Here is a 24,927-nt window from a genome sequence, read left to right on the forward strand (position 1 = left end):
ACTTTTTTGTTGAAAGGCCGGACTACGCTTAAAGCAGCCCAGTAAAACATGTAAAACAAAAAAACCGGCTCTGTGAGCCGGTTTTCACTAACCTGACCAGTGATTACTGCTGCGCTTCACGCTGTGCAATAAATTCCAGCGCTTGCTGAATACGCGCCAGACTACGGGTTTTACCAATAGCATGCACAGTCACGTCCAGTGCCGGAGATTGCCCCGCACCAGTGACTGCTACACGCAAAGGCATCCCCACTTTCCCCATCCCCACTTCCAGTTCATCTGCCGTTGACTGAATAGCATGGTGAATATTTTCCGCAGTCCAGTCAGTAATTGCAGACAGTTTATCGCTAACCACTTCGAGTGGCTGGCGGGCAACCGGGCGCAGATGTTTCTTCGCAGCATCAGCATCAAATTCACTGAAATCTTCATAGAAGTAACGGCAGCTTTCAGCAATTTCTTTCAGCGTTTTGCAACGCTCGCCCAGTAATTTCACCAGGTCAGCCAGTTGAGGACCAGTCTGAGTATTAATATTTTGCTGTTCAATGTGCCATTGCAAGTGTGTGGCAACATATTCAGCCGGTAACGTATTAATATAGTGGTGATTCAGCCACAACAATTTGTCAGTGTTGAACGCACTGGCAGATTTACTTACCGCTTCCAGCGTGAACAGTTGTTTCATTTCATCAATAGTGAAAATCTCCTGATCACCGTGCGCCCAGCCCAGGCGAACCAGGTAGTTCAACAACGCTTCTGGCAGGTAGCCTTCATCGCGGTACTGCATAACACTGACCGCGCCATGGCGTTTAGATAATTTTTTACCGTCATCACCCAGAATCATAGAAACATGAGCGTACTCCGGCACGGGTGCTTTTAACGCTTTCAGGATGTTTATTTGACGTGGCGTATTGTTGATATGGTCTTCACCACGAATAACATGTGTAATCCCCATATCCCAGTCATCCACCACAACACAGAAGTTATAGGTCGGAGAACCATCGGTGCGGCGGATTATCAGATCATCAAGTTCCTGGTTGCTGAACTCGATAGGGCCACGAATTTTATCATTAAAGATAACGGAGCCTTCCTGCGGGTTAGCAAAACGCACGACATGGGGTTCATTTGCATCATGGTGGGTGTGATCATGGCGGCAGCGCCCGTCATAACGTGGTTTATCACCATTTGCCATCTGTTCTTCGCGCAGTTTTTCCAGGCGCTCTTTAGAGCAATAGCATTTATATGCTGTCCCTTCTTCCAGCATTTCATCAATGACCTGGTTGTAACGGTCAAAACGTTTGGTCTGGTAGTACGGGCCTTCATCCCAGTCCAGGCTCAGCCAGTTCATTGCATCCATAATTGCATCGATAGCGGGCTGAGTGGAGCGTTCAAGGTCGGTATCTTCAATGCGCAGGACGAACTCGCCCCCCAGATTACGGGCATAAAGCCAGGAATATAAGGCAGTACGGGCACCACCAACATGCAGGTAACCAGTTGGGCTTGGCGCAAAGCGGGTTTTGATTTTCATTAAGTGGCCTTAATACGTAAATATGCCGAAACACGGCAAATGCCGGGAAAACAAAGTGGGCAATATTCTACCACTGTATGCTGATTCCTCAATCCAGAGTCTGTCTGTGTGAACAGAAAGGTGACTTTTTGCTGGTTAATCTTATAAAAACGGGCATTTCGTCACCATGATGGCTAAATTTACGACGAACAAATAAAAACTTTAGAAAAGGCGTTGACTCATTTTGTTCTCTCCCTATAATGCGACTCCACACAGCGGGGGTGATTAGCTCAGCTGGGAGAGCACCTCCCTTACAAGGAGGGGGTCGGCGGTTCGATCCCGTCATCACCCACCACTTTTGATGTGGTTCCCGCAGTGTAAAGCAAGAAATTGAGATTGGGTGATTAGCTCAGCTGGGAGAGCACCTCCCTTACAAGGAGGGGGTCGGCGGTTCGATCCCGTCATCACCCACCAATCTCACCAGCTGAATTTCTTGCAATGAAGTATGCAGTACCGAAGTGGGTGATTAGCTCAGCTGGGAGAGCACCTCCCTTACAAGGAGGGGGTCGGCGGTTCGATCCCGTCATCACCCACCACTTCGGGTCGTTAGCTCAGTTGGTAGAGCAGTTGACTTTTAATCAATTGGTCGCAGGTTCGAATCCTGCACGACCCACCAATGTAGAAAGGCGCCCTAAAGGCGCCTTTTTGCTATGCGCAAAAAGTGCAGGATGAGAACCTGCTGCAGGTTCGAGCCGAGCGAAGCGTAGTCGCTGAAATGTTCGCTGCCAGCTCCTGGTTTATTACTCCCCGGACTCATCCCATATCATCCTGTCAGTACAATCCGTATTATCATCAATAAAAAGGATTCAGTCTGTCAGGAAAAACCATGAGTAAATCCATAATCACGCTTAACGGGCTAAAAATTGTCATCATGCTGGGAATGATGGTTATCATCCTCGCCGGCGTGAGAATTGCCGCAGAAATAATTGTACCGTTCGTTCTGGCAATATTTATCGCCGTTATTCTTAACCCCGTCATCCAGTATATGGTGCGCTTACGGGTTCCAAGAGCGCTGGCTATTTTCACACTGATTTCGTTGATAATTTTTTTCGTCGTTGTGCTTCTGGCTTATTTGGGTACCACACTTAATGATTTGGCGCGCACCCTGCCCCGGTACCGCACTTCATTAGTGATACCTCTGCAAACCATTGAACCCTGGTTGCAGCGAGCCGGGATAAAAGTCTCTGTTGAGCAACTTATCAAATACATTGACCCTAATTCCGCCATGACATTTATTTCAACGTTGTTAACTCAGCTATCCAGTGCCATGACCAGTATATTTCTACTGTTACTGACAGTGGTGTTTATGCTGCTCGAAGCACCTCAGTTACCAACAAAACTGCAATATACCTTGTCGCGCCCCAGTGCTGGCATGGCTGCCATGCAACGCGCTATCGACAGCGTGTCTCATTATCTGGTGTTGAAAACAGCCATCAGCCTGCTGACCGGGTTAATCGTCTGGATTATGCTACTGGTGCTTGGTGTACAGTTCTCCTTTATTTGGGGTTTGCTGGCGATGGCGCTGAATTTCATTCCCAATATTGGCTCTGTGCTGGCAGCCATTCCGGCTATTTTGCAAGTACTGGTCTTCCAGGGAGTGTACGATGCACTGACGGTTTTGGCAGGCTATATGGTGATTAACCTGGTTATCGGCAATATTCTCGAGCCGCGCATGATGGGGCGAGGGTTAGGTTTATCCACTTTGGTAGTATTTATGTCGTTGATCTTTTGGGGATGGTTACTGGGAGCTGTGGGGATGCTGCTCTCCGTGCCACTGACTATCGTGGTGAAAATTGCGCTGGAACAGTCTGAAGGGGGCAAGCGCATTGCCATGCTGCTGAATGACGTACCGGACTATAAGTAAAATATGCCCCCTGGAGCAGAGCTTCAGGGGGTTATATATGGGATTACGGGCGGTATACTTTTACGTTCATAAAACCTTGTTCACGCAGATAAAGTGCCTGCAACCGGCTCATCACTCCGCGCTCGCACCACAACAAATAGTTTTTGCTCTGGTCGAGGTCACCGAATTTGGTGCTCAGTTTATAAAACGGCAGCGAAGCCACCTGTACGCCATCCACTGCGAAAGGTTTATCCTCCTGCTCATCAACTGACCGAATATCCAGTAACACATCGTTTGGCCCAAAACCACTTACGGTCTCGACTTCAACCACGACTTCATCGGTTTGCGTGGCGATATCGCGAATATCCATATTCACTGCATTCTCTACCACCTGGTCGAGGATGCTGAAATCAAAATGAGCTTCTTCCGCCTCAATTTTCGCTTTCACGGCTTTTACTGTGGGGCTTTTGGAGATAACACCGCAGTATTCAGGCATGGTACGGGCAAAATCTTCAGTACCAATTTCACGCGCCAAATCGATAATGTGTTCTTTATCCCAGGAGATAAGCGGGCGCAGTACCAGCGTGTCGCTTACATTGTCGATAAGCCGCAAGTTAGTCAGGGTCTGGCTCGATACCTGCCCCAGCGCTTCACCTGTTACAATCGCCTGAACACCGTAGCGCTCCGCGACTTTGGATGCGGCGCGCACCATCATACGTTTCAGTACCACGCCCATCTGGCCGTCATCCACTTTTTCAAGGATTTCGCCCACAACCGGCTCAAAGTTAATCGCGACAAAACGTACACGGTGCGAACTGCCGAAGCGGTTCCACAAGTAGTGCGCTACCTGGCGAACCCCAATTTCATGGGCCGCGCCACCAAGGTTAAAGAAGCAGTAATGCACCCGGCAACCACGGCGCATCAGCATATAGCTGGATACACCTGAATCAAAACCACCTGAAATCAGTGACAACACATCTTCCTGGGTACCAATGGGGAAGCCGCCAATCCCTTCATAGCGCCCTTCAACAACCAACAGCCTGTCGTCTTCAATTTCCAGGTTGACCGTCACATCGGGGTTCGTCAACTTCACTTTAGCTGATTCGATGTGCTGATTCAGCCCACCGCCAACATAGCGCTCAACCTCAATAGAGCTGAACGAATGTTTGCCACGACGTTTAACCCGAACACAAAATGTTTTATTTTCCAGTTGGGAGCGGTAACGTTCGAGAGTCTGCTCGAAAATATTGTGCATGTCGGTGAACGGCAGGTCTTCCACTTCAAGAATATGGTGGATACCAGGAATACGGGTCAGCGCATCACGAATTGTTTCGCGTTGTGTTTCGTCTTTCGCGCGAACAATGATGTGGTCCCAGTGGCGGACAACAGCAAGGTCTTCATCATAATGCTTGAGAACGTTACGGATGTTTCCGGTCAGAATCTTAATGAAGCGCAACCGCACAGATTGGCTTTTGATGGTGATTTCCGGGAACAATTTAATGATAAACTTCATGGCGGCAAGGATTCGTTGGTCAGCCTGCATACGCGGGCAGGAAAATGAAGTACTGCTGGCGAAAGGCCAGCATCCGAAAGCGCGACAGTATATCACCATCATTGTGAAACTGCGCACATAACCTGGCCTGGATACATTATTTGCTTATCATTTTTACTCCGCTACCATGTGGCGTAGTAAAGATGACTTAATCAGGAAGCTGTATTCGTTATGCCGAAGAAAAATGAACAACCCGCCAGTTTTGAAACGGCGCTACAAGAACTGGAAACCATTGTTTCTCGCCTGGAAAATGGCGAACTGCCACTGGAAGACGCGCTCAACGAGTTTGAGCGTGGTGTACAACTTGCCCGCCAGGGCCAGCAAAAATTACAGCAGGCTGAGCAGCGCGTACAAATTTTACTCTCGGAAAGTGAAAACGCACCGTTAACTCCTTTCAAGCCGGATGCCGAATAACAATGGATTTTAATCAGCTGTTAACTGTGTATGCATCCCGGGCAAATACGGCAATAGCCGGTTTTATCAGCACACTGCCTTTTCAGGACTCTGCGCTGGTTGGCGCTATGGAATATGGCGCACTGCTCGGGGGTAAGCGCCTGCGCCCTTTCCTGGTTTATGCCACCGGGCAGATGCTGGGGATGCCACTCAGTGTTCTGGATACGCCTGCTGCAGCCATTGAATGTATCCACGCTTACTCATTGATCCATGATGATCTGCCAGCCATGGATGATGACGATCTGCGCCGTGGGCAACCAACCTGCCATATTCGCTTTGGTGAGGCAACAGCCATTCTCGCGGGTGATGCCCTGCAAACCCTGGCTTTTGCTATCCTGAGTGATACCGCTATGCCCGGTGTTTCTGATGCTTCCCGGGTGGCAATGCTCCGTGAACTGGCCGGAGCCAGTGGCGCGGCAGGAATGTGCGCAGGCCAGGCACTGGATCTTGAAGCAGAAGGTAAACATGTTGATTTAGCTGCACTTGAGTGCATTCATCGCCATAAAACTGGGGCGCTGATTCGCGCGGCGGTGCGCCTTGGTGCGCTGAGTGCCGGTGAAAAAGGGGTTGCGGCATTACCTTTACTGAGCCAGTTTTCAGACAATATCGGGCTTGCTTTCCAGGTCCAGGATGACATTCTGGATGTCATAGGTGATACCGCAACGCTTGGAAAACGCCAGGGTGCAGATATACACCTGGGTAAAAGCACCTACCCGGCTTTACTTGGGCTTGAGCAGGCGCAGGCCCGGGCACATGAATTGTGTACTCAGGCACTTGAGGCCCTGGACGGGTTACGTGAACAACACCTGGATACACAGCCGCTGGAAGCACTTGCACATTTTATCATTCAAAGGGATAAGTAAACACCGGGTTAGCATGATGTAAACCCATGCTGGATGCGGGATAATATCTCTTACCGGGAGGATACCGCCAGGCGGCATCCTGTTTCCCATTATTACCATACGAGTCTCTGATGAGTTTTGATATTGCCAAATACCCGACCCTGGCGCTGGTTGACTCCCCGCAAGAGTTACGGCTGTTACCACGCGAAAGTCTGCCCAAAGTGTGCGATGAATTACGCCGTTACCTGTTGGATAGTGTCAGCCGCTCCAGTGGGCACTTTGCTTCGGGCCTGGGTACCATTGAGCTGACAGTGGCCCTGCACTATGTCTATAACACACCGTTTGATCAGTTGATTTGGGATGTCGGGCACCAGGCATATCCACATAAAATTATCACTGGCCGCCGGGATAATATTGGCACCATTCGTCAGAAAGATGGGCTGCACCCTTTCCCGTGGCGCGAAGAGAGTGAATACGATGTGTTAAGTGTCGGGCATTCATCCACTTCTATTAGTGCCGGGCTGGGCGTTGCTGTCGCCGCAGAGAAAGAAGGCAAAGGTCGCCGTACTGTGTGTGTTATTGGCGATGGCGCCATCACCGCGGGTATGGCGTTTGAAGCGATGAACCACGCGGGTGACATCAAATCCGACATGCTGGTTATTCTCAATGATAACGAAATGTCGATTTCAGAAAACGTCGGCGCGCTGAATAACCACCTTGCACAGTTGCTGTCTGGCAAGCTCTACTCCAGCCTGCGAGAAGGCGGTAAGAAAGTGTTCTCTGGTGTACCACCGATTAAAGAATTACTGAAACGCACTGAAGAACATATTAAAGGCATGGTGGTTCCCGGGACGTTGTTTGAAGAACTGGGCTTTAACTATATTGGCCCGGTTGACGGCCATGATGTGGCAGGGTTGGTGAGTACCCTGAAAAATATGCGCAGCCTGAAAGGGCCGCAATTTCTGCATATCATGACCAAGAAAGGTCGGGGTTACGCACCGGCTGAAAAAGATCCCATTTCATTTCATGCGGTACCTAAATTCGATCCGCAAAGCGGCACCCTGCCGAAAGCAACAGCCGCGCAGCCCAGCTATTCGAAAATCTTTGGTAACTGGTTGTGCGAAACAGCCAAACAGGATGACAAGCTGATGGCGATTACGCCAGCTATGCGGGAGGGTTCCGGTATGGTCGAATTCTCTCGCCAGTATCCTGACCAGTATTTTGATGTCGCCATTGCTGAACAGCACGCCGTGACTTTTGCGGCAGGCCTGGCAATTGGTGGTTATAACCCGGTCGTCGCCATTTACTCGACATTTTTACAGCGCGCTTACGACCAGTTGATTCATGATGTCGCCATTCAGAAACTGCCGGTACTGTTCGCTATAGACCGGGCCGGTATTGTTGGGGCAGATGGCCCAACGCATCAGGGTGCATTTGACCTCAGTTTCCTGCGCTGTATTCCGGGCATGGTTATTATGGCGCCGAGTGATGAAAACGAATGCCGCCTGATGCTGCACACGGGCTACCACTACAAAGACGGGCCGTCTGCGGTGCGCTATCCGCGTGGTAATGCGCGGGGTGTCCCACTTACACCGCTGGAAGTGCTGCCTTTAGGTAAAGGCCGCCTGTTACAGGAAGGCCAGGATATTGCGATTCTGAACTTTGGCACACTGTTGCCAGAGGCTGAACAGGCTGCGCAGGCGTTGAATGCCACCCTGGTGGATATGCGCTTTGTGAAACCCCTGGACGAAAGCCTGATTCTGGAAATGGCAAGCCGCCATTCCGCACTGGTTACACTGGAGGAAAACGCGGTGATGGGTGGTGCCGGGAGTGGGGTTAATGACGTTCTGATGGCACACCGCAAACCAATTCCAGTTCTGAACCTGGGGCTGCCAGATACTTTTATTCCCCAGGCGACACAGGATGAAGCCCGTAGTGCTCTTGGCCTTGATGGCCCGGGAATCACGCAGCGCATCCGTGAATGGCTCGGATAAAACTATCTTTTACTTCTCCTCTTTCCTCTCCTGCTATGCTTAAAGCAAACTTTTTTCTCATTGCAGGAGAGGAGTCATGGAATATACCACGCTGGGTAAAACCCACCTTCGCATTTCCCGTTTGTGTCTTGGTTGTATGACATTTGGTGAGCCAGAGCGTGGGCGACACGCCTGGACCTTACCGGAAGAAAGCAGCCGCGACCTGATTCAGTATGCCCTCGGCAGGGGCATTAATTTTTTCGATACTGCCAACAGTTACTCCGACGGCAGCAGTGAAGAAATCGTTGGCCGGGCATTGCGTGACTTTGCCCGCCGGGAAGATGTGGTGGTGGCAACCAAGGTCTACTTCCCTGTGGGGGATTTAACCGAAGGCCTGTCACGCAAGCAAATTATGCGGTCCATTGATGACAGCCTGAAACGCCTTGGAATGGAGTATGTCGACCTGCTGCAGATCCACCGCTGGGACTACAACACACCACTGGAAGAAACGCTTGAAGCGCTGCATGATGTCGTTCAGTCCGGCAAAGCTCGCTTTATTGGCGCATCATCCATGCATGCCTGGCAATTTGCTAAAGCACTGTTCACCCAACGCCAGCATGGCTGGAATGAGTTTGTTACTATGCAGGACCAGTACAATCTTATTCAGCGTGAAGAAGAACGGGATATGCTGCCATTGTGCTACGACCAGGGGATTGCCGTTATTCCATGGAGCCCGCTGGCTCGTGGGCGTTTAACCCGCCCCTGGGGGGAAACCACAGCCCGTTCAGTGTCAGATGAGTTCGGTAAAAGTCTGTATCAGTCCAGTGAAGCGAATGACGAACAAATTGCGCAGAGAGTGGCCGCAATCGCTCGCGATAAAGAAGTCAGCCGTGCCCAGGTGGCTCTGGCATGGTTGTTAAGTAAACGAGGTATTGCGGCACCAATTATTGGCTCATCACGCAAAGAGCAGCTTGAAGACTTACTGAATGCTGTCGATTTGAAACTCAGTGATGAAGATATTGCCGAGCTGGAAACGCCTTACCAGCCGCATCACGTAGTTGGCTTTCGTTAACTATCGGCACAACCTCATGTCCGCACAGAACGAGAGGATGGCACCCAATAAAAAACCAGGAAAATCAATTCATTGATTTTCGGCTGCTAACTAAAAAGAAGGAAAAATCACGCTTTTTCCTTCTTTTTCACCAATATGAAGCAACCCTGTAAGGGGCTGTTTCATGGCTCAGCTCAGTAAACCAATGGGCCAGTAATGGCCACATAAATACAGGGCTGCTGCAGCGATAACCCCGGCGACAATGTCATCCACCATAATGCCCATACCACCATGCACATTTTTGTCAAACCAGCGGATGGGCCAGGGTTTCCACATATCGAAAATACGGAATAGTACAAACCCTACAGCCACCCAGCGCCAGTCATTGGTGGGCAGTGCCATCAGGGTTATCCACATGCCGATAAATTCATCCCACACAATACTTCCGTGGTCATGGACTCCCATGTCACGGGCTGTTATATGGCATAAATAGACGCCAATGCAGATTCCCAACATCAGCACCAGTACATACAGTTGCCAGGGCAGGAAGCTCAGTAAATACCAGAAAGGAATAGCTGCCAGGGATCCCATCGTGCCGGGGACTATCGGGCTTAAACCACTGCCAAACCCGGTCGCCAACAAATGCCATGGGTTAGATAGCCTAAGCCGGCGTTTGGCCGCGGCTTTTTCAGACGGTCGCAAAGTGGTCATATCCTTGTAACTCCAGTTTTACCGGCTTTCCTTGTTGCATCAGTATCAGCCCGTCATTGGCCACGGTCATTTGCCCCACACAAGTCCAGGGAATACCTAAATGGCCAATCGCTACGTCCAGCGCTCCACGGTTAACTTCCGGCACCGTAAAGCAGAGTTCGTAATCTTCCCCTCCGGCCAGAGCCCACTCCAGCGCCTGCTCCATTGATGTACTGGCCTTGAGCGCGTCGGAAAGCGGCAGGTTATCCAGCTCAAGGCGGGCACCACAACCACTGGCTTTCAGGATGTGGCCCAGGTCAGAGATCAGGCCGTCGGAAAGATCAATAGCACTGCTTGCCAGATCCCGTAACGCCTGGCCGTGGAGAATCCGTGGTTTAGGGCGTAAATGACGGCTTACCAGCCAGTCAGCATGGACCTTATCTTCCACCAGCAAACGTTTCTGAAGAATCGCCAGCCCGGCTGCACTGTCACCGGGTGTCCCGGTCACGTAAATCCAGTCTCCCGGACGTGCACCACTACGCTTCAACGCTCTGCCATGAGGAACAAAACCATGAATACCCAGAGTCATCGACAGTGGACCTTTCGTGGTATCCCCGCCGATTAACTGCATATCATAGTAACTGAGCTGCTCGAACAGGCTGTCACTAAAGGCGGCAAGCCAGCTCTCATCCACATTTGGCAAGGTTAATGCCAGTGTAAGCCAGGCGGGGTCTGCCCCCATCGCCGCAAGATCACTAATATTTACCGCCAGCGCCTTACAGGCAATATCGGCAGGCGCCATATCAGGAAGAAAATGAATACCACTCACCAGCGTATCAGTGCTGATCGCGAGGGTCTGGCGTTCAGGAACAACCAGTAAGGCACAGTCATCGCCAATACCTGTTTCCACATCCCGCCGCGAACTGCTGACACGATTGAAATAGCGGTCTATTAACGAAAATTCACCGCAAGCCATACAAAAAGCCTCAACAGATAAAAAAACAAAGGCCGGGAAACCCGGCCAATGACAACAATGCTGGTGCTGCCTTACAAGACAACACGCCATGTATCAAACTTATTTCCGGTGTGGGCGCACCTGAGGCGCGACTTTGTCGAGAACACCGTTAACAAACTTATGGCTATCTTCTGCACCAAACGTTTTAGCCAGTTCAATCGCTTCATTGATGGCCACTTTATATGGGACATCATCACGTTTAGACAGTTCAAACAACGCAATACGCAATACCGCTTTTTCCACCTGGCCTAACTCTTCAAGCTGGCGAGATAATACAGGCTTCATAAGCTCATCGAGATATGCGCTGTTATTCGCCACCCCGGCCAGCAGTTCACGGAAGTACATGACGTCGACATCTTTCACGTCCTGTTCCGCCAGGAACTGGTATTCAACATCAGCGATGTCGTTCTGGGACAACTGCCAGGAGTAAAGCGCCTGGACGGCACACTCACGGGCGCGGTGACGAGCAGCAGGTTTCACGGAATTCCCCTTACTAAAAAATCAGGCCTTAATGGCTTTCAATACATTAATCATTTCGAGCGCGGTCAGGGCAGCTTCTGCACCTTTATTACCGGCTTTAGTACCAGCACGCTCAATTGCCTGCTCAATACTTTCGGTTGTCAGAACACCGAAGGCTACTGGAATTTCGCTACTCTGGGCGACATGAGACAAACCAGTGCTTGCACCACCTGCGACATATTCGAAATGGGCAGTACCGCCACGAATAACAGTACCCAGCGCAACCACCGCGTCATAACGGCCAGTTTTCGCCAGTGCGCCAGCAGCCAGTGGCAGCTCATACGCACCCGGAACCCAAACCACGGTGATATTTTCATCTTTTACCTGACCAATACGTTTCAGGGCGTCAATCGCACCGTCCAGCAGGCTGTCATTGATGAAGTTATTAAAACGCGCGATTGTGATGGCGACGCGAGCGTCCGGGGTAGCAACGGTAGCTTCAATAATGTTCATACTCTTCCTTACGAGTTTTGTTGTGGCCCCCGCAGGGGGGCGGATTTTATCATAATCTTTCAGGCACTGCTTACTTTTATACACCTTACGCGCTGAATGCCTTCTCTCCTCCGGCATTCCGGTTATGTGCATCCGTTCTGACTCAGTGGCTGGTATCAGGTACCAAATGCAGGCAGAGATCTGGCCCAACCTGGCGAACCTGGCTGAAAACCAGTTGTGGCGCATCAGCCAGCATGGTCAGCCCCGGCAAAGCACACAGCCCACGGGCATCATTACCCAGCAGTTTTGGCGCCATATAGACAATCAGTTCATCCACCAGGCCTGCCTGTAATAATGCGCCGGACAGTTGCGCGCCAGCTTCCACCCATACACTATTAATCTGGCGCTGGCCCAGTTGCATCATCAACGCCACTAAATCCAGATGCCCGTTATGTTCGGGTAGCACTAACTGTTCCACAGCCTCCGGCCATAGCTGTGTATCTGCTATTGTTCTGGCAAGCCAGGTTTGCCCTGGCTGGCTGATAAGCCGGTGAGCCGGCGTCACGCGGTTATGACTGTCGATGATAACCCGGACGGGCTGGCGTAAAGCTGACTGGGGATAATATTGTTGTGTATCAGCGTCGAGCTCCTGCCAGCGTACAGTCAGTGAAGGATCATCGGCCAGAACAGTCGCACTGCTGGAAAGAATTGCGGCACTCTGCGCACGCAAACGCTGCACATCGCGGCGTGATTGCGGTGAAGTAATCCACTGGCTTTCGCCGCTGGACATCGCTGTGCGCCCGTCCAGCGAAGCCCCCAGTTTCACCTGTATCCAGGGAAAACCGGTACGCATACGTTTTAAAAAACCCCGGTTAAGGCTTTCTGCTTCGCTATTCATTAGCCCATGGCTGACATCCACACCAGCCTGCTGCAAATGATACAGCCCGCGCCCGGCAACTTGCGGGTTTGGATCCTGCATCGCCGTCACCACCCGGCTGACACCGGCAGCAACCAGGGCTTCACAACAAGGCGGAGTTCGCCCGTAATGGCTACATGGTTCAAGGGTTACATAGGCTGTCGCACCACGAGCTTTATCGCCTGCCATACGCAATGCATGCACTTCGGCATGAGGTTCACCCGCACGGTAGTGAAAACCTTCACCGACGATTTCACCATCACGCACAAGCACACAGCCAACATTAGGGTTAGGATGAGTGGTAAAACGACCACGGCGCGCCAGCTCTAACGCTCTGGCCATGTAGCCTTCATCGTGCATTATTTAATCCTGTAAACGGGCAATCTCTTCGCCAAATTCGCGAATATCTTCAAAGCTACGGTAGACAGAAGCAAAACGAATATAAGCGACTTTATCAAGCTTACGTAACTGCTCCATTACCAGGTTACCAATCATTTTACTTGGGACTTCACGCTCCCCTGTAGCCCGGAGTTGTGACTTAATATGATTCAGCGCCATTTCAATGTCGTCAGAGCTCACCGGGCGTTTTTCCAGCGCTTTTTGCATACCGCTGCGCAACTTATCTTCGTTGAAGGGCTCACGCACATTGTCACTTTTCACTACGCGCGGCATAACCAGCTCTGCCACCTCAAAGGTGGTGAAGCGTTCATTGCATACCAGACACTGCCGCCGACGCCGAACAGATGAGCCTTCACTCACCAGGCGTGAGTCGATAACTTTAGTATCCACTGCAGAACAAAATGGGCAATGCATAAGGCTTCCTGATTGATTGTTGCAATAGTTGCATAGTTTACCCTGGAGTTTTCAGACGACAAACCCGGATGATTTGAGATAAAGGCGCTATGCCTTTCATTACACGCACGCTACTCTGAACATAATCCCGTAATTATGGATCATTTTTCTATGAAAACCTGTTACCAGTCAGGGCTATTTATGTTGTTCACCACATTGATAGTAAGTGGTTGCACACCACAGGCCGAAGTAACCAGTGTGCATCAGGACGTACAAACCCTGAGCCACGAAATGCGCACACTACAGACAGAAACCCGGGATGTCGCCTGGCAGAACGCACTGAATGCCCGTTCAACTGAAGGCGCCTGGTTAATTCCTGGAGCAAACACACCGGTACGGCTTACCAGCCAGTTGGGGTTATTAACCTTCACGCTTACCCGTACTGAACCAACAGGAAATGGAGTGACTGTTTATATTCATGTCCACCGGGACGGTGATAAAGGTGTACCGGCATTTAACGGTAACCTTGTATGGGGAAAACTCTCTGGCACATTTGAACATTACCAGCAAGTGAATACCCACTCACTGCAATTTCAGTCACCTGCCGCACCGTCAGGACCGGTTGACATTGATCTCGCCATTCACCTGCCGGATACCCAACTCAGCGATGCAGGCTTTATCCGTATTCATGGGCTGGTGCCATCTGATGCCAGTAAAGTCACACCTGGCACAGCACAATAAACCACTGTTACTTATCTGCAGCCACGACGCCGGTTATCCAGCTGGCTGCAACTTCTCCTGGGGTCAGTTCTCCCCCGAACTAAAAATGAGATTTAAATCACATTTTTTACGCAAACATTTAAGCTGATTGCAAAAATGCTTCAGCAAAAAGTATTTTGTATTGGACTGTAAAATTAAACCAGATAGAATTTCGCTGTTTTATTGGCACAAACGTGAACGCAATCGATTTCGCTTATGCAAGTTATATTAACTGAACATATATTTGTGAGGCAGAATAAGAATTGTGACGTGCTAAAAACCAATATATCTGGCAATAGCAACTGCCTTCTCATGCATTTGCGACATCTAAAACAGTGACTACTACATGAAAAAAACACTTTTAGCGGCAGGCGCAGCTGTCGCACTTTCTTACACTGTATCTGCACAGGCTGCAGACAACAGTGGTGAATACCTCTCAGACTGGTGGCATCAGAGTGTTAACGTGGTGGGCAGTTACCACACACGCTTTGGACCACAACTCCGTAATGACACATACCTGGAATACGAAGCTTTTGCCAAAAAAGACTTTTTTGATTTCTATGGTTATGTGGATTTACCCCGCTTCTTTGGCGGCAACTCTACTTCTACGGGTATCTGGAACCACGGCTCCCCGCTGTTTATGGAAATCGAACCACGCTTTTCCATTGATAAGCTGACCGGAACAGACCTGAGTTTTGGGCCGTTCAAAGAGTGGTATTTTGCCAATAACTACATCTACGATATGGGCCGGAATAAATCTGGTCGTCAGAGCACCTGGTATATGGGTTTAGGTACCGATATCGATACCGGCCTGCCAATGGGACTGTCTCTGAATATTTATGCCAAATACCAATGGCAGAACTATCTGGCAGCGAATGAGAACGAATGGGATGGTTATCGCTTCAAAGTGAAATACTTTGTTCCGATTACTGACCTGTGGGGTGGTAAGTTGACTTATATCGGTTTCACCAACTTTGACTGGGGTTCCGATTTAGGCGATCAACCGAACCGCACCAGCAACTCAATTGCTTCCAGCCACATTTTGGCGCTGAACTATGACCACTGGCATTACTCTGTTGTTGCCCGTTATTTCCATAATGGCGGTCAATGGGAGGATGGTGCAGGTTTGAACTTCGGTAAAGGTGATTTCAATGTGAAATCAACTGGCTGGGGTTATTACCTGGTAGTGGGTTATAACTTCTGATAACAGAATGTGATTCCCCTCACCCCATGCCAGCCTGGCTGGTATGGGGTGAGATTTTCCTCTGGCGTTTTAACTTCCATTCACGCTCCCCCCTTATTTTCTTTACCTGTTCTGCTGTTTACCAACAGCCTGCTGATGAAGAGTGTTTTCTACATTGCCTGTGCTCATCAGGTATCTGTTGTTGCTTACTCCCCTTGTAACCCCCTGTGTAACAGGCAAAAAAAACCACGGTGTTTAACCACCGTGGTTTTTATCAGCCAACAACAAAACAGAATTAAGGCAGAATGCGCGGTTGATCCGCCCCTTCTTTCTCAACTTTCTGTTGCAGCATATGCTCACGACGCATGCCCAGTTTCAGGGCCAGCGCAGAAGCCACATAGATTGATGATGCCGTACCGATGGTGACACCAATCAACATGGTCAGCGAGAAGCCTTTCAGCACCGGGCCGCCAAAGAGATACAGCATCAAAATAACCATCAAAGTGGTACCGGACGTAATCAAAGTACGGTGCAGCGTCTGGGTCAATGACACGTTAAAAATTTCGTAAGGTGTACCGCGGCGGATCTTGCGGAAGTTTTCACGAATACGGTCAGAAACCACGATGCTATCGTTCAGTGAATAACCGATAACCGACATCAACGAGGCCACAATAGTCAGGTCTATCTCAATATGAAACAGAGACAGAACCCCCATGGTGATAATCACGTCGTGCGCCAGCGCCAGAACAACCCCAGCTGCCAGACGCCATTCAAAACGGAAACCCACGTAGATAAGGATACAGATAAGCGCAGCAAACAACGCCATACCACCTTTCTGCGCCAAATCAGCACCTACGCTTGGGCCAACAAACTCAATACGTTTTACCGTTGCCTGTTGGTGAGTGGTTTCATTAATTACACTAACCACTTTATTACCCAGTTCCTGGCTGCCATTAGCATTATGCACTGGCGGCATACGAACCATGATGTCTCGGCTGCTACCAAAGTTTTGCAATAGCGGGTCAACGAACCCCGCTTTTTGCAATGCAGAGCGCATCAGATCCATATCGGCAGGTTTTTCGAGGTTAATTTCAATCACCGTACCACCGGTGAAATCCAGCCCCCAGTTAAACCCACGAACCCCCATTACAACCAGGGAAATAACCAGCAGCAAACCAGAGATGCCGAAGGCCAGGTAATCCCAGCGCATAAAGTCCCAGACTTTACGGCCGTGGTTCAATTGTTCAACAGTATATTCCTGTGCCACAACGCACTCCTCAGATAGACAGCTTTTTGACGCGTTTGCCGCCATACAGCAGGTTCACGATGGCGCGGGTACCGACAATTGCGGTAAACATTGACGTTGCCACACCAATACCGGTGGTAATTGCAAAGCCCTTGATTGCCCCGGTGCCCACAGCGTACAGGATAATGACCTTGATAAGGGTGGTAATGTTCGCATCGAAAATCGAGCTGAACGCCCCTCTGTAACCTTCATCAATGGACTGTTGTATTGTACGGCCGTTACTCATTTCTTCTTTGATACGCTCGTTAATCAGCACGTTCGCATCAACGGCCACCGCAAGGGTTAACACTATCCCCGCAATACCAGGCATTGTCAGTGTTGCGCCAGGCAACAAGGACATAATCCCGACAACCAACACCAGGTTAGCCAGCAGTGCAGACGTCGCAATCAGGCCAAATTTCTTGTAGAAGAAGATCATAAAGATGATGGAAATTGCCAAACCTGCCAGGCATGCTTCCAGACCCTGTTGGATGTTTTGCATCCCAAGGGTTGGCCCAATGGTTCTTTCTTCGACAATCTGGATTGGCGCAATCAGCGCACCTGCACGCAACAGCAGTGAAAGCTGACGGGCTTCGGTCGGGTTGCTAATCCCGGTAATACGGAAACTGTTGCCCAGGCGTGACTGAATGTTCGCCACGTTGATAACTTCTTCCTGTTTCACCAGAATGGCGCGACCATGTGCATCTTTCTTACCACTGTCTTTATATTCCACAAACAGCGTCGCCATAGGGCGTCCAATGTTATCTTTTGTGAAATTAGACATAATGCTCCCGCCCGCGCTATCCAGTGAAATATTCACCTGCGGTTGGTTGTATTCGTCCATGCTCGACGTGGAATCAGTGATATGGTCACCAGTGAGAATGACGCGTTTGTACAGCACAATTGGCTGACCATCACGGGTGTATTTCACTTCAGAATCACCCGGTATACGCCCGGCAGCCACCGCTGCCGGATCCACACTGGTATTCACCAGACGGAATTCCAGCGTTGCTGTCGCACCCAGAATTTCTTTCGCACGCGCGGTATCCTGAATCCCGGGTAACTCAACCACAATGCGGTCTGAACCCTGGCGTTGAACCAACGGCTCTGCAACACCCAGCTGGTTTACACGGTTACGCAGAATATTGATGTTCTGCTGCACAGCATATTCCCGGGCTTCACGCAGACGGTCATCGCTCATTACTGCACGTAACCCGTTGTCGCCCTGGCTGGAAATCACCAGATCACGGTGGCGCGGAGAGAGATAAGAGATGGCTTCATCGCGTGCAGATGAATTCGGGAAGGTAATACTGAGCCCGTAGTTATCAGTTTTGCGTACACTGGAGTAAGGAATATTTTTGGTACGCAGATCACTACGCAGTGTATCAATATTCTGTTCCTGCAGTTTGCTCAACGCAGTATCCATATCCACTTCCATCAGGAAGTGCACACCACCACGTAAATCAAGACCGAGTTTCATCGGCTCCGCAGAAATAGCAGACAACCAGCGCGGTGTGGCTGGCGCAAGGTTCAGCGCAACAACATATTGATCGCCTAATGCACTTACCAGTGCTTCCCTGGCGCGTAACTGAGTATCTGTTGAATCAAAGCGGGCAAGAATTGCGCCTTTTTCCAACGCCACAGATTTCGCGGTGATATTATCTTTTTTAAATTCAGACAGGACCTGGTCCAGCGTTTTCTCACTGGCGGCGGCACCGCGCGCACCAGTGATCTGAACAGCCGGATCCTCGCCATAAAGGTTGGGAAGCGCATACAGCAGGCCGACGATAAGTACGACGACCAGCATAATATACTTCCACAAAGGATAACGGTTTAACACGGCAGTTCCCTTTGGGAAAACAGAAGATTACAGCGCCTTCATAGTGCCTTTCGGCAGGACAGCTGCGACAAAGTCACGTTTGATAACGACTTCAGTGGTATCGTTCAGCGCAATGGAAATATAGCCATTTTCGCCTACTTTGTTAACACGACCTACCAGCCCGCCATTAGTCAGCACTTCATCGCCTTTCGCGATAGAGTCCATCAGTTTTTTATGGTCTTTAGTACGTTTTTGCTGTGGGCGCAGAATCATGAAATAGAAAATCAGGCCGAATACCACCAGCATCAGAATCAGTGACATCGGGCTGCCCTGAGCAGGCGCACCAGTTGCCGCTACCGCATCAGAAATAAAAAAGCTCATTAAAAATCCCTCATTTATTTAATTAATCAACATTCAAAGGTGGAACGGGCTTACCCTGACGTTGGTAAAAATCCACAACGAAGTGCTCTAATTTACCCTCTTCGATAGCCTGCCGTAAACCAGCCATTAAACGCTGATAGTACCGCAGGTTATGAATGGTATTGAGACGAGCACCCAGTATTTCGTTGCAACGGTCAAGATGATGCAAGTACGCGCGTGAATAATTGCGACAGGTGTAGCAATCACACTCTTCATCTAACGGGCCAGTATCACTCTTGTACTTCGCGTTACGGATTTTCACCACACCATTAGTCACAAACAGGTGACCGTTACGTGCATTACGTGTAGGCATGACACAGTCGAACATATCAATACCGCGACGAACGCCTTCCACCAAATCTTCCGGTTTCCCGACACCCATCAGGTAGCGAGGTTTATCCGCAGGAATTTGTGGGCAAACATGTTCCAGGATACGGTGCATATCTGCTTTTGGCTCCCCCACAGCCAAACCGCCGACAGCGTAGCCATCAAAACCTATATCTACCAGTCCTTTAACGGAGATATCTCGTAAATCTTCGTAAACACTGCCCTGAATGATGCCAAATAACGCGTTTTTATTCCCGAGGGAATCAAAACGGTCACGGCTACGCTTCGCCCAGCGCAGTGACATTTCCATGGAACGTTTCGCATAATCCCAGTCGGCCGGGTAAGGCGTACATTCATCAAAGATCATCACAATATCAGAACCGAGATCATACTGAATTTCCATCGATTTTTCAGGATCGAGGAAAATAGGATCGCCGTTGATCGGGTTACGGAAATGCACACCGTCTTCAGTTATCTTACGAATGTCGCCGAGGCTAAATACCTGGAAACCACCGGAATCCGTCAGGATCGGGCCTTTCCACTGCATAAAATCGTGCAAATCACCATGCAGTTTCATAATTTCCTGGCCTGGACGCAGCCACAGGTGAAAGGTATTGCCCAAAATAATTTGCGCACCCGTGGCCTCAACTTCTTCCGGAGTCATACCTTTTACGGTGCCATAAGTGCCAACAGGCATAAATGCGGGGGTTTCCACTACCCCACGTTCGAACACCAATTTACCGCGGCGGGCACGGCCATCGGTATTTTTTAATTCAAATTTCACATATCCTCCGCATCAGAGACACAATCTGATGGTTAATCCACCACAAGCAGTAGTGCTGCTTGTGGGCTGTCATTTTTGCCAGGCAACAGGCAAAGGGCTGCCAGAGACAAAAACGCTCCGCATAGCACTACGCGAAGCGTCTGGCTGGCAAAACACCAGGAGAACCTTGCTACAGGTTATTCCCCCGGGCGCTCATTAATGGCCTGAGGATTGTACGTGATAAACATCGCATCCCCATAGCTAAAAAAGCGATACTCAGATTTTACAGCCTCATGGTAGGCATGCATGGTGTGTTGGTAACCGGCAAATGCAGAGACCAGCATAATCAGCGTGGATTCGGGCAAGTGGAAGTTGGTAATCAGCGCATCAATCACCTGATACTGGTAGCCCGGATAAATAAAGATTTGAGTGTCGCCGAAGAAAGGCGCTATCAGCGCCTCTTTTGCTGCCGTGGCCGCACTTTCCAGTGAGCGCACAGAGGTGGTACCTACGGCAATCACCCGGTTACCACGCGCTTTAGCGGCCATAACGGCATCAACGACTTCTTGCGGCACTTCGGCATATTCGGAATGCATAATGTGGTCTTCGATGCTGTCCACCCGCACTGGCTGGAAAGTCCCTGCACCAACATGTAACGTGACAAAGGCCATTTCCACGCCTTTCTCACGCAACGCCGCCAACAAAGGCTCATCAAAGTGCAGGCCTGCGGTAGGCGCCGCGACAGCCCCAGGACGCTCACTGTATACCGTCTGATAAAGCTCTTTATCTGCTTCTTCGTCTGGCCGGTCGATATACGGCGGCAACGGCATATGGCCAATCTGGTTTAATATATCCAGTACCGGACGGCTTTCTTCAAATACCACTTCGAATAATGCATCATGGCGTGCCACCATGGTTGCTTTAATGCTCTCGTCATCTCCCAGCAACAGCTCTGCGCCAGGTTTCGGGGCTTTGGATGCCCGAATATGTGCCAGCACACGGTGCTCATCCAGCATCCGTTCAACCAGCAATTCAATTTTGCCGCCACTGGCTTTTTTGCCAAATAAACGAGCCGGGATCACGCGGGTGTTATTGAACACCAGTAAATCTCCGGGGTTGAGTTTATCGAGCAAGTCGGTGAAAGTACCGTGCGTGAGAGCACCCGTCGGCCCGTCCAGGGACAGTAACCGGCAGGCACTGCGCTGAGCTTGTGGGTAGTGGGCAATTAAGGATTCGGGTAATTCAAAAGAAAAATCGGCAACACGCATGGCTCTTCACTTAGACTTAAAAACAGGCGGCTTAGTCTAGTGCCAGGGGCGTTTCCCTGCAACCACCAGCCGCAAATCCGTTACAGAGTGGTGTTATGAATTTTCTTGCACATTTACACCTGGCGCACCTCGCCGAGAGTTCGCTGCCCGGTAATTTAATGGCTGATTTTGTTCGCGGTAAGCCAGAAGGTATCTACCCACAGGCTTTGTCAGACGGTATTCACCTGCACCGGCGTATTGATGTGTTTACCGATAACTTGCCTGAAGTGAAGCTGGCCTGTACCTGGTTTCGCCCACAAACCCGCCGGGTTGCGCCCATCAGCCTGGATGTCATGTGGGATCACTTCCTTTCCCGCCACTGGGCTCAGCTATCGCCCCAATTTGCACTGAGTGATTTTATTGATCACGCACGGGAAACCATTACCCCTGTATTGCCAGATTCACCAGAGCGTTTTGTTAACCTTAACCAGTATCTTTGGGCTGAGCGCTGGCTGGAACGCTACAGTGATATGGGGTTTATTGCTTCAGTGCTGAATGGGATGGCTAACCGCCGCCCGCGCCTGGCGAGTTTGCGTGACTCCTGGCAGGATTTGGATACCTGTTACCCGCAACTGGAAACCTTGTTCTGGCAGTTTTACCCGGCCATGATGGAAAAAGCCCGGAATAAGCAGCTGTAAAAGCGACGCAGCCATATTGGTGGCAGGTTGTCCTCCTTCACCACGCAGTTTCTGAAACATACCGTTCAAGATCAGGCAAAAAATGCCGATATTGATTCTGGTTATTGCGAAAAAAAGGAGAAAATAATGTCAACCATCAGCTCATCTGTGACATCAGCTGCGCAGAGTAGCTACAGTTCATCGGGTTCATCCGCAAGCAGTTTATCCGGGCAGATAAACCAGATTCGCCAGCAAATCATCCAACTGACCCAGCAACTTAAGGAGTTACCGAACTCTAATACAGATGCTGAACTCAATAAAAAGCAGCAGCAGATTCTTCAGTCCGAAATTGAAATGTTGCAGGCGCAACTGGCACAGCTTGAGCAACAACAGGCTCAAAAAGCCCAGGACAGCCAAACTCAGGCTCAGCAGCAAACCCAGGCCGAATCGGAGAAAAAGCCTGAAGGCGTTAATAATCCATCCTCAGCAAACAAGATTGATCTTTACGTATAACGCATTCCAGACTGATACAAGGGATCGTTTTCCCGGGCCTGGTCAAGCTGACAGGCCTGTTCTGCAATCACCGACCAAATTGCCTCAGCGGCAGCTGATAATGAGCGATTTTTACGCCGAATCAGCATAATTTTGCGCTCAACAACTGGTCTGAGTTGCCTGACAACCAGTGAGTCGCCACCCGGAAGTGGCAGGGCCAGCGCAGGCAAAATACTGATACCAATACCCGCCTCAACCATTGGGAAAAGTGTTGCCGGGTGCCCTATTTGCTGAACAATATGTGGTTCAATATTTTGCCCGGCAAACGCCGCGTCAATGAGCGGCCGGCTACCGGAAGCATAGTCTTGCAAAACCAGTGACTGTCCGGCCAGATCCTGCCAGGAAATATTGGCTTTCTGGTTGAGCGCGTTGTCGCGACGGCACAATAAAAAAAACGGTTCAGATAACACTGTGGTACACAACAAATCAGTGACTGGCCCGGGATCAATCACAATACCAAAATCGACCTCGCCCTGGCGCACACTTTCCAGCACCCACTGTTGTGGGCGGTCATGCAGCATGAAGGTGATGTCAGGAAATTGCCGCTGGCTTTGTGCGATAGACTGCGGCATAAGGTGTGCTGAAATGGTCTGGCTGGCAGCCACTCTGACAATACCGCTTAATGTGTAACTGTGAGCACGGCTGTCGAGTAATACGCTGTGCAGTTCATCCAGCACGCGGGACAGGCGCATCGCCATTTGTTGCCCGGCCTCAGTCAGGACCACTTCGCGGGTGGTTCGGTCCAGCAATTTTACTTCCAGAGCCAGTTCGAGTTCTTTAACACTATGGCTGACAGCCGACTGGCTCAGGCCAATGTCTTCCCCGGCACGGCTAAAACTCTGGGTACGGGCAACTGCCACGAAGATACGTAACTGGCGCAGTGTATAATTCATTTAACTTCCTCATGAATTCATGAAACCAATCAATTTTATTTCTTAAAGATAACCCGGCACAATCCTGACTGTTAGCTTTGCGTTCTCACTGTTTTGCCACTATGTGCAAGGCATTAAATATTAAGAAGGTTATCCTGATGAAATTACTGCGCATACTCGACCCTTTTACACTGACACTGGTATGTACAGTGCTGTTAGCCACCTTTTTGCCTGCACAAGGGCACTATGTGGGCTTTTTCGATGGGCTGACTAATGCGGCAATTGCCCTGCTGTTTTTTATGCATGGTGCCAAGCTTTCCCGCGAAGCGATTATGGCCGGTGGCAGCCACTGGCGTTTGCACCTGTGGGTGATGTGCAGCACGTTCGTCTTATTCCCAATACTGGGCGTGTTATTTGCCTGGTGGGCTCCCTTTCCAGTCAGCCCGGAGTTGTATAACGGTTTTCTCTACCTGTGTATTCTTCCCGCCACAGTACAATCCGCTATCGCGTTTACTTCGCTGGCTGGCGGTAATGTGGCTGCAGCAGTCTGTTCCGCTTCGGCATCCAGTTTACTGGGGATATTCCTGTCGCCGTTACTGGTCGGTTTGGTGATGAACGTACACGGCTCAAGTGGCTCCACCCTGCACCAGGTGGGCATGATTATGCTGCAATTGTTACTGCCTTTTGTTCTGGGGCACTTGTCACGCCCACTAACAGCGGGCTTTGTTACCCGCCATAAAAAATGGATTGGTAAAACAGACCAGACTTCCATATTACTGGTGGTTTACACCGCATTCAGCGAAGCCGTGACCCATGGGATCTGGCATCAGGTTGGGCTGGGCAGCCTGCTGTTTATTATCGGCAGCAGCCTGGTATTACTGGCTATTGTTATCTGCGTGAATATTCAGGTTGCCCGCCGTGCCGGGTTTAATAAAGCAGATGAAATCACCATTGTGTTCTGTGGTTCGAAAAAGAGCCTGGCCAATGGTATTCCCATGGCGAATATTCTGTTTCCGGCAGCAACTGTTGGGATCATGGTGCTGCCACTGATGTTGTTTCACCAAATCCAGCTAATGACATGCGCTATGCTGGCACGCCGGTATAAACGCAAAGCAGAACAGGAAGCCAGTCAGGCAAGCCACAAAGCAGCCCGCCCGGTAATGGAAGGTTAATGAGAGCGGCGTAAGGGCTGCACCAGAGAAGTCAGCCCTTCGGTTTTAATCAACAGCGCCAGCGACATCAGTTCGCCCAGTTGCCCGGCAGGAAACGCTTCCTTGCGGGCAAACCACAACAATTACTCCTCGGGCAGGTCAATCAGAACCCGCCCTTTGTATTTGCCAAACGGCATCACCGTATTGGCAACCTCAATCAGTTGGGCCTTATCCAT

At 50.2% G+C, this 24,927-nt stretch carries 25 protein-coding genes, 4 tRNA genes and 1 pseudogene; 15 read left to right on the forward strand and 15 right to left on the reverse strand.

The features are described 5' to 3' along the window. Window positions 1-103 precede the first annotated feature (103 nt). On the reverse strand, window positions 104-1,519 hold the full coding sequence (gene gltX / locus MPHASIOC01_RS13530; RefSeq protein WP_353614863.1) for a glutamate--tRNA ligase: 1,416 nt from the start codon (window positions 1,517-1,519) through the stop codon (window positions 104-106). A gap of 258 nt (window positions 1,520-1,777) precedes the next feature. Between gltX and MPHASIOC01_RS13535 the strand changes: the two genes are divergently transcribed. From MPHASIOC01_RS13535 to MPHASIOC01_RS13555, 5 genes are all read left to right on the forward strand, one after another. Continuing rightward, a tRNA-Val gene (locus MPHASIOC01_RS13535) sits at window positions 1,778-1,853 on the forward strand. A 43-nt stretch (window positions 1,854-1,896) separates the two neighbouring features. After that, window positions 1,897-1,972: transfer RNA gene (locus MPHASIOC01_RS13540), tRNA-Val, on the forward strand. A 46-nt stretch (window positions 1,973-2,018) separates the two neighbouring features. Then, window positions 2,019-2,094: transfer RNA gene (locus MPHASIOC01_RS13545), tRNA-Val, on the forward strand. Window positions 2,095-2,098: 4 nt separating this feature from the next. Continuing rightward, window positions 2,099-2,174 (forward strand) — tRNA-Lys (locus MPHASIOC01_RS13550). Window positions 2,175-2,384: 210 nt separating this feature from the next. Then, a complete protein-coding gene (locus MPHASIOC01_RS13555; RefSeq protein WP_064595330.1) occupies window positions 2,385-3,422 on the forward strand; it encodes an AI-2E family transporter in 1,038 nt (345 codons plus the stop codon). A 43-nt stretch (window positions 3,423-3,465) separates the two neighbouring features. Here MPHASIOC01_RS13555 and thiI read toward each other — a convergent pair whose 3' ends face one another. Then, window positions 3,466-4,914 (reverse strand): tRNA uracil 4-sulfurtransferase ThiI, encoded by a 1,449-nt coding sequence (gene thiI, locus MPHASIOC01_RS13560; RefSeq protein ID WP_064595332.1) that lies wholly within the window; start codon window positions 4,912-4,914, stop codon window positions 3,466-3,468. Between thiI and MPHASIOC01_RS13565 the strand changes: the two genes are divergently transcribed. From MPHASIOC01_RS13565 to MPHASIOC01_RS13585, 5 genes are all read left to right on the forward strand, one after another. Continuing rightward, window positions 4,901-5,035, forward strand: a complete 135-nt coding sequence (locus tag MPHASIOC01_RS13565) for a hypothetical protein (RefSeq protein ID WP_269448054.1) — start codon at window positions 4,901-4,903, stop codon at window positions 5,033-5,035. The genes thiI and MPHASIOC01_RS13565 overlap by 14 nt on opposite strands. Window positions 5,036-5,124: 89 nt before the next feature. Next, window positions 5,125-5,367, forward strand: a complete 243-nt coding sequence (gene xseB, locus MPHASIOC01_RS13570; RefSeq protein WP_064595334.1) for an exodeoxyribonuclease VII small subunit — start codon at window positions 5,125-5,127, stop codon at window positions 5,365-5,367. 2 nt (window positions 5,368-5,369) lie between these two features. Continuing rightward, window positions 5,370-6,269: a (2E,6E)-farnesyl diphosphate synthase gene (gene ispA / locus MPHASIOC01_RS13575; RefSeq protein WP_064595336.1), complete on the forward strand. Its 900-nt coding sequence runs from the start codon at window positions 5,370-5,372 to the stop codon at window positions 6,267-6,269. 110 nt (window positions 6,270-6,379) lie between these two features. Beyond that, entirely contained in the window at window positions 6,380-8,242 is a 1,863-nt protein-coding gene (gene dxs / locus MPHASIOC01_RS13580; protein ID WP_353614864.1) for a 1-deoxy-D-xylulose-5-phosphate synthase, read from the forward strand. 76 nt (window positions 8,243-8,318) lie between these two features. Further along, window positions 8,319-9,293 carry an aldo/keto reductase gene (locus MPHASIOC01_RS13585; protein ID WP_064595340.1) on the forward strand — a complete coding sequence of 325 codons (975 nt, stop codon included), beginning with the start codon at window positions 8,319-8,321 and terminating at the stop codon, window positions 9,291-9,293. 168 nt (window positions 9,294-9,461) lie between these two features. On the opposite strand, the gene pgpA is transcribed toward MPHASIOC01_RS13585, so the two are convergent. From pgpA to nrdR, 6 genes are all read right to left on the reverse strand, one after another. Then, window positions 9,462-9,983, reverse strand: a complete 522-nt coding sequence (gene pgpA, locus MPHASIOC01_RS13590) for a phosphatidylglycerophosphatase A (protein ID WP_064595342.1) — start codon at window positions 9,981-9,983, stop codon at window positions 9,462-9,464. Further along, on the reverse strand, window positions 9,961-10,938 hold the full coding sequence (thiL, locus tag MPHASIOC01_RS13595; RefSeq protein ID WP_353614865.1) for a thiamine-phosphate kinase: 978 nt from the start codon (window positions 10,936-10,938) through the stop codon (window positions 9,961-9,963). Before thiL ends, pgpA begins: the two co-directional genes overlap by 23 nt. A 99-nt stretch (window positions 10,939-11,037) precedes the next feature. Beyond that, window positions 11,038-11,457: a transcription antitermination factor NusB gene (gene nusB / locus MPHASIOC01_RS13600; RefSeq protein WP_036116178.1), complete on the reverse strand. Its 420-nt coding sequence runs from the start codon at window positions 11,455-11,457 to the stop codon at window positions 11,038-11,040. Window positions 11,458-11,478: 21 nt separating this feature from the next. After that, window positions 11,479-11,949, reverse strand: a complete 471-nt coding sequence (gene ribE, locus MPHASIOC01_RS13605) for a 6,7-dimethyl-8-ribityllumazine synthase (RefSeq protein ID WP_064595346.1) — start codon at window positions 11,947-11,949, stop codon at window positions 11,479-11,481. Window positions 11,950-12,091: 142 nt separating this feature from the next. Next, complete coding sequence (gene ribD / locus MPHASIOC01_RS13610; RefSeq protein WP_353614866.1) at window positions 12,092-13,204, reverse strand: bifunctional diaminohydroxyphosphoribosylaminopyrimidine deaminase/5-amino-6-(5-phosphoribosylamino)uracil reductase RibD; 1,113 nt, start codon at window positions 13,202-13,204, stop codon at window positions 12,092-12,094. A gap of 3 nt (window positions 13,205-13,207) precedes the next feature. Next, window positions 13,208-13,657, reverse strand: coding sequence for a transcriptional regulator NrdR (nrdR, locus tag MPHASIOC01_RS13615; RefSeq protein ID WP_064595350.1), 450 nt, complete (start codon window positions 13,655-13,657; stop codon window positions 13,208-13,210). A 150-nt stretch (window positions 13,658-13,807) separates the two neighbouring features. Between nrdR and MPHASIOC01_RS13620 the strand changes: the two genes are divergently transcribed. After that, window positions 13,808-14,377, forward strand: a complete 570-nt coding sequence (locus MPHASIOC01_RS13620; protein WP_353614867.1) for a DUF3251 domain-containing protein — start codon at window positions 13,808-13,810, stop codon at window positions 14,375-14,377. Between the two features lie 364 nt (window positions 14,378-14,741). Further along, complete coding sequence (locus MPHASIOC01_RS13625) at window positions 14,742-15,599, forward strand: nucleoside-specific channel-forming protein Tsx (RefSeq protein WP_064595352.1); 858 nt, start codon at window positions 14,742-14,744, stop codon at window positions 15,597-15,599. Between the two features lie 274 nt (window positions 15,600-15,873). Here MPHASIOC01_RS13625 and secF read toward each other — a convergent pair whose 3' ends face one another. From secF to queA, 5 genes are all read right to left on the reverse strand, one after another. After that, on the reverse strand, window positions 15,874-16,845 hold the full coding sequence (gene secF / locus MPHASIOC01_RS13630; protein ID WP_064595354.1) for a protein translocase subunit SecF: 972 nt from the start codon (window positions 16,843-16,845) through the stop codon (window positions 15,874-15,876). A gap of 10 nt (window positions 16,846-16,855) precedes the next feature. Continuing rightward, window positions 16,856-18,703 carry a protein translocase subunit SecD gene (secD, locus tag MPHASIOC01_RS13635; protein WP_074388766.1) on the reverse strand — a complete coding sequence of 616 codons (1,848 nt, stop codon included), beginning with the start codon at window positions 18,701-18,703 and terminating at the stop codon, window positions 16,856-16,858. 27 nt (window positions 18,704-18,730) lie between these two features. Continuing rightward, a complete protein-coding gene (gene yajC / locus MPHASIOC01_RS13640) occupies window positions 18,731-19,063 on the reverse strand; it encodes a preprotein translocase subunit YajC (RefSeq protein ID WP_036116194.1) in 333 nt (110 codons plus the stop codon). Window positions 19,064-19,085: 22 nt separating this feature from the next. Beyond that, a complete protein-coding gene (gene tgt, locus MPHASIOC01_RS13645) occupies window positions 19,086-20,213 on the reverse strand; it encodes a tRNA guanosine(34) transglycosylase Tgt (protein ID WP_064595358.1) in 1,128 nt (375 codons plus the stop codon). Between the two features lie 176 nt (window positions 20,214-20,389). Next, window positions 20,390-21,460 carry a tRNA preQ1(34) S-adenosylmethionine ribosyltransferase-isomerase QueA gene (queA, locus tag MPHASIOC01_RS13650; RefSeq protein ID WP_064595359.1) on the reverse strand — a complete coding sequence of 357 codons (1,071 nt, stop codon included), beginning with the start codon at window positions 21,458-21,460 and terminating at the stop codon, window positions 20,390-20,392. 95 nt (window positions 21,461-21,555) lie between these two features. On the opposite strand from queA, the gene acpH reads away from it, so the two are divergent. Both acpH and MPHASIOC01_RS13660 read left to right on the forward strand, forming a co-directional pair. Continuing rightward, window positions 21,556-22,137, forward strand: coding sequence for an ACP phosphodiesterase (gene acpH, locus MPHASIOC01_RS13655; protein ID WP_064595361.1), 582 nt, complete (start codon window positions 21,556-21,558; stop codon window positions 22,135-22,137). 126 nt (window positions 22,138-22,263) lie between these two features. Further along, window positions 22,264-22,629 (forward strand): FlxA-like family protein, encoded by a 366-nt coding sequence (locus MPHASIOC01_RS13660; protein WP_064595363.1) that lies wholly within the window; start codon window positions 22,264-22,266, stop codon window positions 22,627-22,629. On the opposite strand, the gene MPHASIOC01_RS13665 is transcribed toward MPHASIOC01_RS13660, so the two are convergent. Beyond that, entirely contained in the window at window positions 22,620-23,561 is a 942-nt protein-coding gene (locus tag MPHASIOC01_RS13665) for a LysR family transcriptional regulator (RefSeq protein WP_064595365.1), read from the reverse strand. The genes MPHASIOC01_RS13660 and MPHASIOC01_RS13665 overlap by 10 nt on opposite strands. Before the next feature lie 137 nt (window positions 23,562-23,698). Here MPHASIOC01_RS13665 and MPHASIOC01_RS13670 point away from each other — a divergent pair, with 137 nt between their 5' ends. Then, window positions 23,699-24,712, forward strand: coding sequence for a bile acid:sodium symporter family protein (locus tag MPHASIOC01_RS13670; protein ID WP_064595367.1), 1,014 nt, complete (start codon window positions 23,699-23,701; stop codon window positions 24,710-24,712). Here the strand turns inward: MPHASIOC01_RS13670 and MPHASIOC01_RS13675 are convergent. Next, window positions 24,709-24,927 (reverse strand): annotated as a pseudogene (locus MPHASIOC01_RS13675) (DUF3820 family protein). The gene MPHASIOC01_RS13670 and the pseudogene MPHASIOC01_RS13675 sit on opposite strands and share 4 nt — an antisense overlap.

Source organism: Mangrovibacter phragmitis, assembly GCF_040429585.1.
Taxonomy (GTDB): domain Bacteria; phylum Pseudomonadota; class Gammaproteobacteria; order Enterobacterales; family Enterobacteriaceae; genus Mangrovibacter; species Mangrovibacter phragmitis.

Excerpts from the sequence above, each read along its gene's own strand:
- gltX (WP_353614863.1), bottom strand. The coding sequence starts at position 1,519 with ATGAAAATCAAAACCCGCTTTGCGCCAAGCCCAACTGGTTACCTGCAT.
- MPHASIOC01_RS13555 (WP_064595330.1), top strand. The coding sequence starts at position 2,385 with ATGAGTAAATCCATAATCACGCTTAACGGGCTAAAAATTGTCATCATG.
- MPHASIOC01_RS13565 (WP_269448054.1), top strand. The coding sequence starts at position 4,901 with ATGATAAACTTCATGGCGGCAAGGATTCGTTGGTCAGCCTGCATACGC.
- thiI (WP_064595332.1), bottom strand. The coding sequence starts at position 4,914 with ATGAAGTTTATCATTAAATTGTTCCCGGAAATCACCATCAAAAGCCAA.
- xseB (WP_064595334.1), top strand. The coding sequence starts at position 5,125 with ATGCCGAAGAAAAATGAACAACCCGCCAGTTTTGAAACGGCGCTACAA.
- ispA (WP_064595336.1), top strand. The coding sequence starts at position 5,370 with ATGGATTTTAATCAGCTGTTAACTGTGTATGCATCCCGGGCAAATACG.
- dxs (WP_353614864.1), top strand. The coding sequence starts at position 6,380 with ATGAGTTTTGATATTGCCAAATACCCGACCCTGGCGCTGGTTGACTCC.
- MPHASIOC01_RS13585 (WP_064595340.1), top strand. The coding sequence starts at position 8,319 with ATGGAATATACCACGCTGGGTAAAACCCACCTTCGCATTTCCCGTTTG.
- pgpA (WP_064595342.1), bottom strand. The coding sequence starts at position 9,983 with ATGACCACTTTGCGACCGTCTGAAAAAGCCGCGGCCAAACGCCGGCTT.
- thiL (WP_353614865.1), bottom strand. The coding sequence starts at position 10,938 with ATGGCTTGCGGTGAATTTTCGTTAATAGACCGCTATTTCAATCGTGTC.
- ribE (WP_064595346.1), bottom strand. The coding sequence starts at position 11,949 with ATGAACATTATTGAAGCTACCGTTGCTACCCCGGACGCTCGCGTCGCC.
- ribD (WP_353614866.1), bottom strand. The coding sequence starts at position 13,204 with ATGCACGATGAAGGCTACATGGCCAGAGCGTTAGAGCTGGCGCGCCGT.
- nrdR (WP_064595350.1), bottom strand. The coding sequence starts at position 13,657 with ATGCATTGCCCATTTTGTTCTGCAGTGGATACTAAAGTTATCGACTCA.
- MPHASIOC01_RS13620 (WP_353614867.1), top strand. The coding sequence starts at position 13,808 with ATGAAAACCTGTTACCAGTCAGGGCTATTTATGTTGTTCACCACATTG.
- MPHASIOC01_RS13625 (WP_064595352.1), top strand. The coding sequence starts at position 14,742 with ATGAAAAAAACACTTTTAGCGGCAGGCGCAGCTGTCGCACTTTCTTAC.
- yajC (WP_036116194.1), bottom strand. The coding sequence starts at position 19,063 with ATGAGCTTTTTTATTTCTGATGCGGTAGCGGCAACTGGTGCGCCTGCT.
- queA (WP_064595359.1), bottom strand. The coding sequence starts at position 21,460 with ATGCGTGTTGCCGATTTTTCTTTTGAATTACCCGAATCCTTAATTGCC.
- acpH (WP_064595361.1), top strand. The coding sequence starts at position 21,556 with ATGAATTTTCTTGCACATTTACACCTGGCGCACCTCGCCGAGAGTTCG.
- MPHASIOC01_RS13660 (WP_064595363.1), top strand. The coding sequence starts at position 22,264 with ATGTCAACCATCAGCTCATCTGTGACATCAGCTGCGCAGAGTAGCTAC.
- MPHASIOC01_RS13665 (WP_064595365.1), bottom strand. The coding sequence starts at position 23,561 with ATGAATTATACACTGCGCCAGTTACGTATCTTCGTGGCAGTTGCCCGT.
- MPHASIOC01_RS13670 (WP_064595367.1), top strand. The coding sequence starts at position 23,699 with ATGAAATTACTGCGCATACTCGACCCTTTTACACTGACACTGGTATGT.